This window comes from Confluentibacter sediminis, assembly GCF_003258355.1.
Classification (GTDB): Bacteria; Bacteroidota; Bacteroidia; order Flavobacteriales; family Flavobacteriaceae; genus Confluentibacter; species Confluentibacter sediminis.
Genome location: NZ_QKPO01000011.1, coordinates 176,649 through 190,936 on the forward strand (window position 1 = coordinate 176,649; position 14,288 = coordinate 190,936).

13 protein-coding genes are annotated in these 14,288 nt (G+C 33.0%); 9 read left to right on the plus strand and 4 right to left on the minus strand.

Going from position 1 to position 14,288, the window contains the following annotated elements; all coding sequences use genetic code 11:
- The first annotated feature begins 186 nt into the window (after positions 1-186).
- The 9 genes from trhO to DKT72_RS18610 all read left to right on the plus strand — a co-directional run bounded on the left by trhO (position 187) and on the right by DKT72_RS18610 (position 8,996).
- Entirely contained in the window at positions 187-1,257 is a 1,071-nt protein-coding gene (gene trhO, locus DKT72_RS11020; protein ID WP_111308793.1) for an oxygen-dependent tRNA uridine(34) hydroxylase TrhO, read from the plus strand.
- Positions 1,258-1,263: 6 nt separating this feature from the next.
- Positions 1,264-2,508, plus strand: a complete 1,245-nt coding sequence (locus DKT72_RS11025; RefSeq protein ID WP_111308794.1) for a peptidase U32 family protein — start codon at positions 1,264-1,266, stop codon at positions 2,506-2,508.
- Complete coding sequence (locus DKT72_RS11030) at positions 2,508-2,738, plus strand: ferredoxin (protein ID WP_111308795.1); 231 nt, start codon at positions 2,508-2,510, stop codon at positions 2,736-2,738. The genes DKT72_RS11025 and DKT72_RS11030 overlap by 1 nt, the downstream gene beginning before the upstream one ends.
- Positions 2,739-2,949: 211 nt before the next feature.
- A complete protein-coding gene (locus DKT72_RS11035; protein WP_111308796.1) occupies positions 2,950-4,191 on the plus strand; it encodes a PSP1 domain-containing protein in 1,242 nt (413 codons plus the stop codon).
- Positions 4,178-4,672 carry a gliding motility lipoprotein GldH gene (locus DKT72_RS11040; protein WP_111308797.1) on the plus strand — a complete coding sequence of 165 codons (495 nt, stop codon included), beginning with the start codon at positions 4,178-4,180 and terminating at the stop codon, positions 4,670-4,672. Before DKT72_RS11035 ends, DKT72_RS11040 begins: the two co-directional genes overlap by 14 nt.
- A gap of 63 nt (positions 4,673-4,735) precedes the next feature.
- Entirely contained in the window at positions 4,736-7,060 is a 2,325-nt protein-coding gene (locus tag DKT72_RS11045; RefSeq protein ID WP_111308798.1) for a penicillin-binding protein 1A, read from the plus strand.
- A 190-nt stretch (positions 7,061-7,250) separates the two neighbouring features.
- On the plus strand, positions 7,251-7,952 hold the full coding sequence (locus DKT72_RS11055; protein ID WP_111308800.1) for a CoA transferase subunit A: 702 nt from the start codon (positions 7,251-7,253) through the stop codon (positions 7,950-7,952).
- A gap of 92 nt (positions 7,953-8,044) precedes the next feature.
- Positions 8,045-8,698: a 3-oxoacid CoA-transferase subunit B gene (locus DKT72_RS11060; protein WP_111308801.1), complete on the plus strand. Its 654-nt coding sequence runs from the start codon at positions 8,045-8,047 to the stop codon at positions 8,696-8,698.
- Between the two features lie 169 nt (positions 8,699-8,867).
- Positions 8,868-8,996: a hypothetical protein gene (locus DKT72_RS18610; RefSeq protein WP_262496593.1), complete on the plus strand. Its 129-nt coding sequence runs from the start codon at positions 8,868-8,870 to the stop codon at positions 8,994-8,996.
- On the opposite strand, the gene DKT72_RS11065 is transcribed toward DKT72_RS18610, so the two are convergent.
- The 4 genes from DKT72_RS11065 to DKT72_RS11080 are packed head-to-tail and all read right to left on the minus strand — an operon-like array spanning position 8,991 to position 14,287.
- Positions 8,991-10,670 (minus strand): ABC transporter ATP-binding protein, encoded by a 1,680-nt coding sequence (locus tag DKT72_RS11065; RefSeq protein ID WP_111308802.1) that lies wholly within the window; start codon positions 10,668-10,670, stop codon positions 8,991-8,993. The genes DKT72_RS18610 and DKT72_RS11065 overlap by 6 nt on opposite strands.
- A complete protein-coding gene (locus tag DKT72_RS11070; protein WP_111308803.1) occupies positions 10,670-11,383 on the minus strand; it encodes a 3'-5' exonuclease in 714 nt (237 codons plus the stop codon). The genes DKT72_RS11065 and DKT72_RS11070 overlap by 1 nt, the downstream gene beginning before the upstream one ends.
- A complete protein-coding gene (locus tag DKT72_RS11075) occupies positions 11,383-13,137 on the minus strand; it encodes a DUF4153 domain-containing protein (protein WP_111308804.1) in 1,755 nt (584 codons plus the stop codon). Before DKT72_RS11075 ends, DKT72_RS11070 begins: the two co-directional genes overlap by 1 nt.
- A 1-nt stretch (position 13,138) precedes the next feature.
- Entirely contained in the window at positions 13,139-14,287 is a 1,149-nt protein-coding gene (locus DKT72_RS11080; protein WP_111308805.1) for a serine hydrolase domain-containing protein, read from the minus strand.
- Position 14,288 lies beyond the last annotated feature (1 nt).

Genomic DNA, 14,288 nt, shown 5'->3' on the forward strand with positions numbered 1-14,288 from the left:
ATAGTGACTAATTTAGTCAAAAATAACTTTATGAAAAAGTAGAATATCAAAAAAATGGTTAGTTAGTCTGTAAAGCACTTTGTTTTGGCAAAGTGCTTTTTTTGTGCCATAACTTTTGGTCTGCTTTTAAAAATTGTACTTTTGTACCTTAAAATATTTTTTTAACCTTAAAAACATTCGTATAGCATGCAACTGTACAATAAATTAAGTGCTAAAGAAAGAGCCGAATTAATCGATAAAACAGGAAAAAATCGATTAACACTTTCTTTTTATCAGTATGCCAAAATAGGCAACCCACAACTTTTTAGAGATCATTTATTTCTTACTTGGAACGCCCTTGATGTTTTGGGGAGAATTTATGTGGCGTACGAAGGCATTAATGGTCAATTGTCACTTCCGGCAGATAGATTTAATGAGTTTAAAGCTCATTTAGACACCATAGAATTTCTTAAAGATATCCGTTTAAATATTGCTGTAGAACAACACAATAAATCGTTTTTAAAACTTAAAGTCAAAGTTCGTGACAAAATTGTTGCTGACGGTTTGAATGATGATACCTTCGATGTTACTAACAAAGGCGTCCATGTAAATGCTGAAAAATTTAATGAGCTTATTGAAGACGAGAAAACCATTTTGGTCGATATGCGTAATCATTACGAAAGCGAAATCGGGCATTTTAAAAATGCCATAACACCTGACGTGGATACGTTTCGGGAATCTTTAGATATTATTGAAGCCGATTTAAAAGACTTCAAAGAAGACAAAAATTTGGTAATGTATTGCACGGGAGGCATCCGTTGCGAAAAGGCCAGTGCTTACTTTAAACATAAAGGCTTTAAAAATGTATATCAGTTAGAAGGGGGTATTATAGAATATGCCAGACAAGTAAAAGACCAAAATCTTGAAAATAAGTATTTAGGTCAAAATTTTGTGTTTGATGATAGAAGGGCAGAGCGCATCAGTGATGATGTTATTGCACAGTGTCATCAATGTGGGGGGGCTTTTGATGTGCATACCAATTGTGCTAATGAAGCCTGTCATCTTCTATTTATACAATGCCCTAAATGCAAAGAAGAAATGGAAAATTGCTGTTCAACAACCTGTATGGAAATAAACAGATTGCCTTACGAAGAGCAAAAAGAGTTAAGAAAAGGACAAGGCAATAGCAACGATATTTTCAAAAAAGGACGAGCAGATCATTTACCACATAAAAAAGATTTGCGTAATATTTTTGATCATTTTAAAGTTAATAAATAGTCTGTTATGCAACACATTGAATTAATGGCACCCGCAGGAAATTTTGAATCTCTGCAAGCTGCTTTAGATAATGGAGCAGATTCTGTTTATTTTGGCGTTGAGCAATTAAATATGCGTGCAAGAGCCTCTATAAATTTCACTTTAGAGGATTTATCAGAAATTTCAAAACGATGTCAAGAGAAAAATGTAAGAACGTATTTAACTTTAAATACCATTATCTATGATCACGATTTATCCATTGTAAAAACCTTAATCAACAAAGCTAAAGATGCTGGAATTACTGCTGTGATTGCCATGGATCAAGCGGTTATTATGGCAGCTCGAGAGGTAGGCATGGAAGTGCATATTTCCACTCAAATTAATATTACCAATATTGAGACAGTTAAATTTTATGCCTTGTTTGCAGATACGATGGTTTTAAGCAGAGAGCTAAGCTTAAGACAGGTAAAAAAGATTACGGAACAAATTGAAAAAGATCAAATCAAAGGTCCTTCTGGAAAATTGATTGAGATTGAAATTTTTGGTCATGGTGCTTTGTGTATGGCAGTTTCAGGAAAATGTTATATGAGTTTACATGCGTATAATTCTTCAGCAAATAGAGGGGCATGCAAGCAAAATTGCCGAAAAAAATATACGGTTATTGAACAGGAAACGGGCTTTGAAATGGAAATTGATAATGAATACATAATGTCTCCAAAAGATTTATGTACCATCGATATTTTAGACCAGGTGGCTGATGCAGGCATTAAAGTTTTAAAAATAGAGGGTCGTGGCAGGGCTCCAGAATATGTAGCAAAAGTGATTAAGTGTTACCGAGAAGCGATTGATAGTTTAGCCAATAAAACCTATGAAAAAGTACAGGTGATTTCTTGGATGCAAGAACTTGAAAAAGTGTATAATCGAGGGTTTTGGAATGGGTATTATTTAGGACAGAAGCTAGGTGAATGGAGTAATGGTTCTGGGTCACATGCTACTCAAAAGAAAGTGTATATTGGTAAAGGCACACATTTTTTTCCGAAGCCTCAAATAGGTGAATTTAAAATTGAAGCGTTCGATATTTCTATTGGAGACACTATTTTAATTACGGGAGCAACAACAGGAGTTAAAGAAGTGAAGGTAAAAGAAATGATGGTTAACGATCAAAAACTGAGTAAAGGTACCAAAGGTGATTTAGTTACCATTCCATTAGGATTTAGAATTAGACCTTCTGATAAATTGTATAAAATGGTTGAAAGTAAAGTCGAAGCTTAATGGTAGTCATCACATTGCAACGTAATAAATGTATTGGATGTAACTATTGTGTTGAGTTGGCACCCAACCAATTCCAAATGTCAAAAAAAGACGGAAAATCTGTACTGCTTCATGCAACAGATAAAAAAGGTTTTTTCACTTTAAAATCTAACGAAGAGCATATTTTGGAAGATTGTAACCATGCGTCAAAAGCATGTCCTGTAAAAATAATAAGTGTCAAATCTGTTTAAAAAGGAGATAATATATTTTATAAACATTAGGCTACTATTTTTACTGTTTTAAAGTAAGCATAATAATCTTATCTTTACATCGAGAAGTTTTTTGAAATTATCTTTCAAAAGTCGAATCAGATGGTTATTCTCGCAAATGCGGGAATCCAAAAAATAATTATGAACCTTCATTCGTAATAATTTAATTATTAACGAATTCAATATATACTATATGGCTTGCACAAGTTGCTCAACTAAAGATGGACAGCCAAAAGGCTGCAAAAATAATGGTACTTGTGGTACAGACAGTTGTAATAAGCTAACCGTTTTTGATTGGTTGGCAAATATGTCGTTACCTAACGGAGAAAAACCATTTAATTGGGTTGAAGTCCGCTTTAAAAATGGAAGAAAAGAATACTATCAAAACACCGAAAACTTAACACTAAGCATAGGGGATGTGGTGGCTACACAAGCCGCTTCTGGTCATGATATTGGAATGGTTACTCTTACAGGGGAATTAGTCCGAATTCAAATGAAACGTAAAAACATCTCAGAAACTCCTGAAGAAATTCTTAAAATTTACCGCAAAGCAAGTCAAAAAGATATAGATATTTGGTCTGAGGCACGTGACAAAGAAGAACCCATGAAGGTAAAAGCACGCCAGTTTGCCATAGACCTAAAGCTAGAAATGAAAATTTCTGATATTGAATTTCAAGGCGATGCCAGTAAAGCCACTTTTTATTATACAGCAGAAGAACGTGTTGATTTTCGGGAGCTTATTAAAGTTTTTGCCCGTGAATTTAGAACACGAATAGAAATGAAACAAGTTGGTTTTCGTCAAGAGGCATCCAGACTAGGGGGTATTGGGTCTTGTGGTCGTGAATTATGTTGCTCTACGTGGTTAACAGATTTTCGCTCGGTAAGTACTTCAGCGGCAAGATATCAGCAGCTGTCATTAAACCCACAAAAACTAGCAGGGCAATGCGGCAAATTAAAATGCTGTTTAAATTATGAGCTAGATTCTTATCTTGATGCCCTAAAAGCATTTCCAAAAACAGAAATTAAACTTAAAACAGAAAAGGGAACGGCTGTTTGCCAAAAAACAGATATTTTTAAAGGGCATATGTGGTATGCTTACGAAGGGGAGTGGATGAATTGGCATAAGATAACAACCGTTCAAGCGAACGAAATTATAGCCTTAAATAAGAAAAACCAACCAGTAGCAAGTTTAGAAGAATATGCTTCAGAACTTATGGAAGATACTAAATCTGAATTTGAAAACGTTGTAGGGCAAGATAGTTTAACACGCTTTGATAGTCCAAAACCCAATAACAAACGTAAAAACAATAAAAGAAAAAGGAATCCAAAAGGCGTTCTTCAAGAAAGTGCACCGCAAGAGGGTAATAAGAATAATAAAAGAAAAAAGAATAACAGAAAACCTAAATCTCCAGGCAATAAAAATGTTCAGAAGTAATATTATTTTATCTGTTTTATTTTTTTCTTTTATATGTGTCTCTTGTGACTCTAATCGTGTTTATGACGAGTACAAATCGGTTCCAAATGCATGGAACAAAGATTCTATAATAAATTTTAAAATTAACCCTCCAGATTCGATAAACCGGTATAACTTGTTTGTTAATTTAAGGAACACAAACGAGTATAAATACAACAATTTGTTTTTAATAGTAGAAATGGTATTTCCTCACGGGAAAACAATAAAAGACACTCTTGAATATAAAATGGCAGACCCAACGGGAAAACTATTAGGAACCGGTTTAACAGATGTAAAAGAAAATAAACTTTGGTATAAAGAAGGGGTTGTTTTTAAAGAAGAAGGGATGTATTCTGTCAATATTCAACATGCCATGAGGGAAAATGGAAAAGTTAACGGCGTTGTAGATTTAGAAGGTATCACAGATGTTGGGTTTAGAATAGAAAAAATAAATAATAATTAAATGTCACATCGAGTGATTCCGGTTTCAATAGGAATTATTGATGGTATTATATAACTTAAGTACATGGCAAAGAGTAATAAAGCAACAGAAAATCAAGATTTTTCAAAATACATTCGTTGGTTTTGGTGGACATTTACCGGAGGTATCTTGTTCATCGTTTTAATTTTTTTATTGATAGGCTTATTTGCTGAAATGCCAGATCATACAGTTTTAGAAAATCCGAAAACAAATTTGGCAACTGAAATTATTTCTTCAGATGGAAAGACACTAGGTAAATTTTATTTTAATGATAATAGAACACCTGTAAGCTATGAAGATTTACCACAAAATTTAGTGGATGCATTAATAGCAACAGAAGATGCCCGTTTTCATAGTCATTCTGGTATTGATGCTATTGGGACTCTTCGAGCTGTAGTTAAATTAGGTAGCGGCGGTGGAGCAAGTACGATCTCCCAACAATTAGCTAAGCAATTGTTTCATGGAGAAGGATCAAAAAACATCATCGAGAGGATGCTACAAAAAGTTAAAGAATGGATTATTGCTATACGTTTAGAGAGACAATATACCAAAGAAGAAATTATCGCACAATATTTTAATATTTACGATTTTGGAAATAATGCAGATGGTATTAGAAGTGCTGCCAGTATTTATTTTGGTAAAGAGCCTAAAGAATTGGATTTAAAGGAATCAGCTATGTTGGTAGGCATGTTTAAAAACTCATCACTTTATGATCCAAGACGAAATCCTGTTGGTGTTAAAAACAGAAGAGATGTGGTGTTGAGACAAATGGAGAAGTATGATTTTATAAATGAAAGAGTTAAAGATTCACTTCAAAAAACCGAACTAGATTTAAATTATTCGCCCCAATCTCATAGAGATGGTATGGCTACCTATTTTAGAGCTTATTTGGATACATTTATGAGAGATTGGATTAAAAACAATCTAAAGCCAGATGGTACAAAATATAGTTTGTATAATGATGGCTTAAAAATCTATACAACCATAGACTCCAGAATGCAAAAATATGCTGAAGCAGCAGTTGAGCAACATATGTCTAAGTTACAAGAAGCATTTTTTAAACAAAACACACCTACTAAGAACCCCACTGCGCCATTTTTAGATTTAAAGAAAGAAGAAATTGACGCCTTGCTTTTACGTGCCATGAAGCAATCTGAACGATGGAGAAAGATGAAATATGATTTAGATAAATCTGATAAAGAAATACAAGAATCATTCAATAAACCAACACAAATGTCAATTTTTGCATGGAAAGATGGTAAAGCCACAGAAATTGATACCATGATGAGGCCTTTAGATTCCATTCGTTATTACAAATCATTTTTGCGTACTGGTATGATGTCTATGGATCCTCAAACAGGACATGTTAAAGCCTGGGTTGGAGGTATGAATTACAGGCACTTTCAATATGATATGGTCAAACAAGGTAAAAGGCAAGTAGGTTCTACATTTAAGCCTTTTGTTTATTCTGCTGCCATAGATCAATTGCATGTGTCACCATGTGATGTTTATCCTGACACCCCTTTTTGTATTGAAAAAGGAAAATATGGCAATGTGGAAGATTGGTGTCCACAAAATTCAGGAGGAAAAAATGATTATGGAGGCACCAGAACTTTAAAAAATGCCTTGGCAAACTCAGTTAATACCATTACAGCTAGATTAATGGACAAAGTGGGGCCACAACCTGTGATTGATATGGTTAAAAAATTGGGAGTAGAATCAGATATTCCTGCTGTGCCGTCCATAGCACTGGGTGTTGCAGAATTAAGTATTTATGAAATGGTTGGTGCTTATGCTGCCTTTGCTAATAAAGGCGTTTATACAAAACCGGTCATGGTTACTAGTATTGAAGATAAAAATGGAACTATTTTATATCAATTCAAGCCCGAAACAAGAGATGTATTAAGTGATGAAACCGCCTATGTTACTGTTAAACTTTTAGAAGGTGTTGTTGAATCTGGTTCTGGAGCCAGGTTAAGAAGAACAGGTGCTCCAAATCAGTTTTATAAGGACGTTATCACAGGTTATCCATATGGATTTACAAATCCCATTGCAGGTAAAACAGGAACTACACAAAACCAAAGTGATGGTTGGTTTATGGGTATGGTACCGAATTTAGTAACGGGTGTTTGGGTTGGAGGAGAAGAAAGATCTGTACATTTTAGGACGATAGACTATGGTCAAGGGGCAGCTATGGCATTACCTATTTGGGGCGTTTATATGAAGAGCTGTTATGCAGATAAAGATTTAAATGTATCAAAAGAAGAGTTTGAAGCCCCTGCTAATTTATCAATAAATGTAGATTGTTCTAATACCACAAAAGTCAATTCTAATGGAACCACTACAATGCCAGATGATTTAAGTTTTTAAGGGATTTATCATATTTAAAAATTTTATAAATTATAAGCCATTCATTTTGAGTGGCTTTTTTGATTTGTGCATGTTTAAATTTATTTCTTTTTCAATGGTAAGATGGAGTATCCCTTTTAAACATTTTAATGGGTTTGTCAAATTTGTTAGTGGACATTTTGTATTTTTAAAGAACAAAATATAATTGTTAATGATAAATAAGGAAGTTTCCAATGTGCAAAAAGCACTTTTTGGTATCACTGATCATATGACTTTAATGCTGGGAGGATTTGGTCTTTCTGGCATTCCAGAAAATGCTATTTCAGAGTTAGTCAGGCTAGGGGTTAAAAACTTAACCTGTATATCCAATAATGCCGGTGTAGACGATTTTGGACTAGGCTTGTTGCTTCAAAAGAAACAAATAAAAAAAATGATTTCTTCTTATGTTGGTGAAAATGATGAGTTTGAACGCCAAATGCTTTCTGGAGAATTAGAAGTAGAATTGATTCCGCAAGGGACTCTGGCAGAACGATGCAAGGCGGCACAGGGAGGTTTCCCAGCATTTTATACGCCAGCGGGGTATGGCACCGAAGTAGCCGAAGGGAAAGAAACTAGAGAATTTGAAGGTAAAATGTATGTTTTAGAACATGCCTTTAAATCAGATTTTTCCTTTGTAAAAGCTTGGAAAGGTGATGTTGCAGGTAATCTAATCTTTAAAGGAACTTCAAGAAATTTTAATCCTTGTATGTGTGGTGCATCTAAAATTACAGTAGCAGAAGTTGAAGAATTAGTGCCTGCGGGTACATTAGACCCCAACCAAATTCATATTCCTGGAATTTTTGTCCAGCGTATTTTTCAAGGCACACATTATGAAAAACGAATTGAACAACGTACTGTCAGACAAAAAGTTTAAAGTTATGAGTATTTAAAGTGCCTTAAATTGGCGTAATAAAACGAACATCACTTTAGACACTTATAACTTTAGGCAATCATAACTAAAAAAAAATGTTAGATAAAATTGGAATAGCGAAACGTTTAGCAAAAGAGCTTAAAGATGGCTACTACGTAAATTTAGGTATAGGTATCCCTACTTTAGTGGCTAATTATGTTCCTGAAGGCATTGCGGTTGAATTTCAAAGTGAAAATGGGGTATTAGGTATGGGGCCATTTCCTTTCGAAGGCGAAGAAGATGCCGATGTAATTAATGCAGGAAAACAAACCATAACAACATTGGCTGGTGCCAGTTTTTTTGATTCAGCTTTAAGTTTTTCCATGATTAGAGGTAAACATGTTCATCTGACTATTTTAGGAGCCATGGAAGTGGCTGAAAACGGCGATATAGCCAATTGGAAAATACCGGGCAAGATGGTTAAAGGCATGGGGGGCGCCATGGATTTAGTTGCTAGTGCAGAAAATATCATCGTTGCTATGATGCATACCAATAAAAATGGAGAGTCTAAATTATTAAAACGATGCACATTGCCACTTACTGGTGTTGGCTGCATAAAAAAGATAGTCACTAATCTTGCTGTATTAGAGGTCACAAGTAATGGGTTTAAACTTCTAGAAAAAGCTCCAGGAGTGTCTGTTGATGATATAAAAAAGGCTACTGAAGGTACATTATTAGTTGAAGGGGATATTCCCGAAATTGTCTTTTGAAATTTAAATAAAACCAGCTTAAATCGATGAAATGTTTATCTAAAATGTATTTCATCGATTTTTTTTGTTTTTAAACAGGTTTTTTAAAATAATTGTTACATATTAGCAATCCTCAAACGAACCAGAGATTAATCATAGATGTCCCAAAATCTATTAAAACTTAACAATTATGAATTACGCAGCAAATCTACCAGAACTACCTACAAATGAAGACAGCAAATTCAAGGAAACGTTAAGAGAGAATTTGCGTTTTGTTAAAAGCCTACTTTACATCACAAAAAAAATATTCATGCTATAATCCTTTAGGGATAGCATGAATAAGTTTTTTGGTGTATTCTTTTTTTGGGTTGTTATAAATAATGTCGGCATCATCTAATTCTTCAATGTGTCCTTGATTCATTACCAATAATTGGTCGGACATATATTTTACAACAGCTAAGTCGTGTGAAATAAAAATATAAGTAAACCCAAAAGTAGCTTTTAATTCATTTAACAAGTTTAATACTTGTGCTTGTACCGAAATATCTAAAGCTGAAACAGACTCATCGCAAACAATGAGTTTTGGTTGAAGGGCAATTGTTCTAGCAATGCCAATTCGTTGACGTTGACCCCCTGAGAATTCGTGTGGGTAGCGATTGAAATAATCTTCAGACAAGCCAACTCGATTTAAAATATCTATTGTTTTGTCTTTTCGTTCACTGTCAGAATTGTAAAGACGATGCACTTTCATAGGTTCCATAATAGCTTCCCCCACAGGAATTCTTGGATTTAATGAAGAATAAGGATCTTGAAAAATAATTTGAATGTCTTTTCTAAGGTTTCTAGTGTCGGCTTTAGACATTTTTGTAATATCAACACCTTTATATAAAATTTTTCCAGAAGTAGCCTTGTCTAATTGAAGAATGGCATTTCCTAACGTAGATTTTCCACAACCAGACTCCCCAACAAGCCCTAAAGTTTCGCCTTCATACAATTTAAAACTAACCTGGTCTACAGCTTTAAAAGTGGTTGATTTTGTAAACCATCCTGATTTTGAAATATATTCTTTTTCAACATTTATAACCTCTAATAAAGGTGGGTTACTATATAATTTTTCATGATTTATTTTACGGTCTTCATCGGTTACTATCTCTTTGGATACCGAGTTGTTTAAATAATCTTGGATGGTTGGCAATACTTTTAATCGCGTATCTAGAGAAGGTCTGGAATTAATAAGCGCTTTTGTATAATTATTTTTAGGATGATTGAAAATGGTGGAAACGTCGCTTTGTTCAACAATATCGCCTTTATACATGACTAAAACGCGGTTAGCAATTTCAGAAATAAGTGCTAAATCATGCGTAATAAAAATGATGCTCATTTTAGTTTTAGCCTGTAGCTCTTTTAATAAGTCGATAATATTTCTTTGAACCGTAACATCTAAAGCGGTTGTTGGTTCATCGGCAATTAAAATATCTGGTTTACAAGCTATAGCCATGGCTATCATAACCCGTTGTTTTTGTCCACCCGAAATTTCATGTGGATACGCCTCATACACACGATAAGGGTCTGGTAACTTTACTTGTTCAAAAAGCGATATGGTTTGTTGCTTGGCTTCCTTTTTAGATAGGTTTTCATGCTGTAATAAGATTTCTTGAACCTGTTTTCCGCAAGTCGTAGACGGATTTAAAGAGCTCATGGGTTCTTGAAAAATCATGGCTATTTTTTTTCCGCGAATGGATTGAAATGCTTTTGATGAAAGTGTTGTTAAATTTTGGTTGTCATAAATAATACTGCCAGAAGTTATTTTGCTAATTTTCTTGGGGAGCAATCCTAAAATAGCCAGAGAAGAAACCGATTTACCGGATCCTGATTCCCCGACAATACCCAATATTTCGTTTTGATTTAAATGGTAGGAAATATGATGGATGACTTCATTTTCGCCAAAGGAAATAGACAGGTTTTCAACCGTTAATATATTTTTTCTCTCCATTAAATATGAATAATATCATCGTCGGTTAATATATCGTCACCACGCAAACGCAAAAATATTTGGGCAACCGCTACTGTATCTTTTTCGCAATACGTAACAATTCTATCAATATCATTGTCTTCATAAAATACGCTGTACACTTCGCTACCATCAATATCATCTTTGGGTGATGGAATGCCTAAAATATGAGTTAAAAGCTTTAAAGAGGTGTAATTTTTGTAATCACCAAACTTCCACAATTCTAGAGTGTCCAGATAAGGTACTTCCCATGGTTTTTTGCCAAAAAGATTCAGTTTGTGTGGCAATTCTATATTATGAATGATCATACGACGGGCAATGTATGGGAAGTCAAATTCCTTACCATTGTGAGCGCACAATAAATGTTTTGTTTCACTGAAATGCGATATCAGTAAGTTTTTAAAATCTTTTAATATTTTAATTTCATTGCCAAAGAAAGACGTTACTCTAAATTTTCTTAAATCACCCTGAAGTTTAAAATAACCAACCGAAATACAAACTATTTTGCCAAATTCTGCCCAAATGCCTGCACGTTCATAAAAATCTTCGGCACTTTCATCTTCTTTTCTTTGATATTGCGATTTTAAGTCCCAAAGATGTTGCTTGGTTTCATCTAAATCAGAGAATTGTTGCACTTCTGGAACGGTTTCAATATCTAGGAATAATATGTTTTCAAGGTTTAGTTTTGATATCATTATTTAATTAGTACAAATGCGGTTAAATTTTGAATGTTTATATCTCCTTTTTCAATATTAATGTTTAACGATTCAATAATAAGTTTCATTAAAACCTTATCGTTTTTAAAATTAAATATTAGATCTTCTTCGGGTAACTCATAATAATAATCGGAAGGATTTTTATCGATTAAAGATTTAAGGTTTAATTCAAATAAAATAGTATCATGTTCTTTAATTACCGCTTGTGTTTCGTGGTTAATTATTTCAAAAGTATAAATACTATCGATGCTGTTCTTTGGTTGCTTTTGAAAAGATATATAATATAATTTTTGATAGTTGTTTAAATCTGTATTTAAAGTGGTTTTATCTAAAACAAATGACATGTATTTGCTGTCAAGATTATCATTTTCTTTAGGTTTAATAATATTTAAACTATCTAAAATGTAAGTAGTATTTAAGTAGTAATTATTTTTAAATTTCCCGTTTCTACGTAAATAAACACTATCTAATTTAACGCCTACAATAGAATCTAATAAATCGAGTTTGTCTCTTTTATAAAAATAACGTAAAACAGATTCTAATGTTTCATACTCTTCTTTAGTCGCTATATTTTTATTTAGTTTGGCAGTTCTAAATGCCTGTTTAAATTCAGAAAGTTGACTAATTTTAGATATGTTAAAAGCACTCCAAAACCCTATTGAAATTAATAGTGTTACTATGGTAAGTGTAAGTGGTAAAATTTTTAAATACTTATTTTTGCTAAACAGTAAATACCCTGTCATTCCAGTAATCCACAAAGCAAGAATTAAAATAAAGTATCTGTTTTCTGTAAACCCATAATCTCCAATACGCTTAAAAATAGCGATAAATAACAATAGCAATAAAGGTGTTAATAGATAATAAAACCATGGATGAAATCGATTTATTACAGGAGATTTTATTGTTTTTTGAATGGGGTTAATCATAGTTTGTATAATAAACCCAAGTAGAGATAAAGCTATTACAAGATATGAAACCCAGCCTTTTGGAAGATTCCATGTAAATAAAATTTTAAAACTATAAGCATACAGGATAATTAGATAAAGTATAACAAGGGGGATTAAAATATATTTTACAAAAACTTCTAATGCTTTATTGTAATTTATAGTTGTTTGCTCTTGAATGTTTTTAGGAAAATCTGATAAATACGTCCAAGTATTTACAATACCTAAACAGAATATAAATATTTGAAAATACCGTTCACCCTTTATTTCAAAAACAAATAAATACTCAATAGCTAAAAGAGCAAGACTTAGACCTAAGTATAAGACTATTGAAAACAATAAACTCCTGCCAATAGCTATAAATATGGATTTTAAATAATTCCAGAATGCATTTTTATTCCAAGAATTTAAAAAAGGAGACACAAATAAAAATAAATGACCAGCAAATACATACAGTAAAAAACGTGTATAATATATTGGGTTTTTGAAGCTGTCTTCTTTTGGTAAGTGAAAATAGAAAATTAATAGTAAAGCAATAGTTATAATAAATAACCACATTTTTGGTTTGGATCCTTTTTGTTGTTCAATAAAAAATTGTGTTCCAATCAACCAACTAATTCCTAAGAATAGCGTTGATGTTTCTCGCACGTAATTATCGAAGTCTAAATCAAATTCAACAATGTATATAACAAAGAACGTTCCTAAAATAGCCCATGTTAAGGTTATAGGAAAACGTAAAAATGCTGATTCGGCTTTTTGATATATTTCACTAAAATTAAATAGCTTCATATTACTTAGTTTCAATCATTTTATAAGCTTCTTCTATATAAACTGTAATATCATCAGTAAATTGACCAACACCTTCATCGGGTGATTTTTTGTGTCCTAAACGTACGATAATTACATTATCGTTAGGTTCAACTATAACGTACTGACCAAGATGGCCACGCATCATAAAAAAGTGCTTATTACCCATATTCTTCATCCACCAACCATAGCCATATTGTGGACTTTCTTTAAATCTTGGAGTTATTGATTTTACAACAAAGGCAGAATCCAATAACTGTTCTCCGTTCCATTTTCCATAATCTTTGTATAGTTTTCCAAAACGTGCAAAATCTTTAGCGTTACTGGAAATACAACAAAATGCTTTAGCCAATCGGTTTTCCTTATCATCTAATTCCCAAAGCGCATTTTCAGTCATGCCCAAAGGTTGCCAAAAACTTTCTGAAAGATAATTTGCAAGTTTTTTACCGGTTGCTTTTTGAATAATCATCCCCAATAATTGGGTGTTACCACTTAAGTATTCAAATGATTTTCCTGGTGTTTTAACAATTTTTTGATTTAAAATAGTTTTAGCTAAATGAGTATCATAATTGGCTCTTGCTGTTATAGAAAAAGGACCTGTATAGTCTTCTACCCAATCTAAACCAGAAGCCATAGAAGCTAAATCGCCTACGGTAGTTTTTGTATGGTTATATTCTGGATAAAAATCACTAATGGGTTGATCTAGACTTTTTATATAGCCTTCCATAATAGCTTTTCCCAACATAGACGTGGTAATGCTTTTTGCCATAGAAAAAGAGTTAGTTTTAGATTCGGCATTAAAACCATCATAATAATTTTCAAACCAAACACTATCATTTTTTATAATGACATAGGCTACCGTTCCCCAATCTTTATTGACTTTAAATAACTTTTCTGTTTCTTTCACAGAATTGTAGTTTTTATGAAGTGGCCAAGGAATCGTGTTATTTCCCTTTTTTATGGTATCGTTTTCAAAATAAGGATAATCATCAATAAAAGCTGTAGTGTGCCCAGTAAAATATACGACGCGAACCCCTTTTAAAATATAGCCATAACCAGAAATATATAACAAAAGGATGAGTGTTCCAATGATGATGATAATCCATTTAAGGAACTTTTTGAAGAATTTCATA

Excerpts from the sequence above, each read along its gene's own strand:
- DKT72_RS11075 (WP_111308804.1), bottom strand. The coding sequence starts at position 13,137 with ATGAAGCTATTTAATTTTAGTGAAATATATCAAAAAGCCGAATCAGCA.
- DKT72_RS11025 (WP_111308794.1), top strand. The coding sequence starts at position 1,264 with ATGCAACACATTGAATTAATGGCACCCGCAGGAAATTTTGAATCTCTG.
- DKT72_RS11065 (WP_111308802.1), bottom strand. The coding sequence starts at position 10,670 with ATGGAGAGAAAAAATATATTAACGGTTGAAAACCTGTCTATTTCCTTT.
- DKT72_RS11040 (WP_111308797.1), top strand. The coding sequence starts at position 4,178 with ATGTTCAGAAGTAATATTATTTTATCTGTTTTATTTTTTTCTTTTATA.
- DKT72_RS11045 (WP_111308798.1), top strand. The coding sequence starts at position 4,736 with ATGGCAAAGAGTAATAAAGCAACAGAAAATCAAGATTTTTCAAAATAC.
- DKT72_RS11070 (WP_111308803.1), bottom strand. The coding sequence starts at position 11,383 with ATGATATCAAAACTAAACCTTGAAAACATATTATTCCTAGATATTGAA.
- DKT72_RS11080 (WP_111308805.1), bottom strand. The coding sequence starts at position 14,287 with ATGAAATTCTTCAAAAAGTTCCTTAAATGGATTATCATCATCATTGGA.
- trhO (WP_111308793.1), top strand. The coding sequence starts at position 187 with ATGCAACTGTACAATAAATTAAGTGCTAAAGAAAGAGCCGAATTAATC.
- DKT72_RS18610 (WP_262496593.1), top strand. The coding sequence starts at position 8,868 with ATGAATTACGCAGCAAATCTACCAGAACTACCTACAAATGAAGACAGC.
- DKT72_RS11060 (WP_111308801.1), top strand. The coding sequence starts at position 8,045 with ATGTTAGATAAAATTGGAATAGCGAAACGTTTAGCAAAAGAGCTTAAA.
- DKT72_RS11030 (WP_111308795.1), top strand. The coding sequence starts at position 2,508 with ATGGTAGTCATCACATTGCAACGTAATAAATGTATTGGATGTAACTAT.
- DKT72_RS11035 (WP_111308796.1), top strand. The coding sequence starts at position 2,950 with ATGGCTTGCACAAGTTGCTCAACTAAAGATGGACAGCCAAAAGGCTGC.
- DKT72_RS11055 (WP_111308800.1), top strand. The coding sequence starts at position 7,251 with ATGATAAATAAGGAAGTTTCCAATGTGCAAAAAGCACTTTTTGGTATC.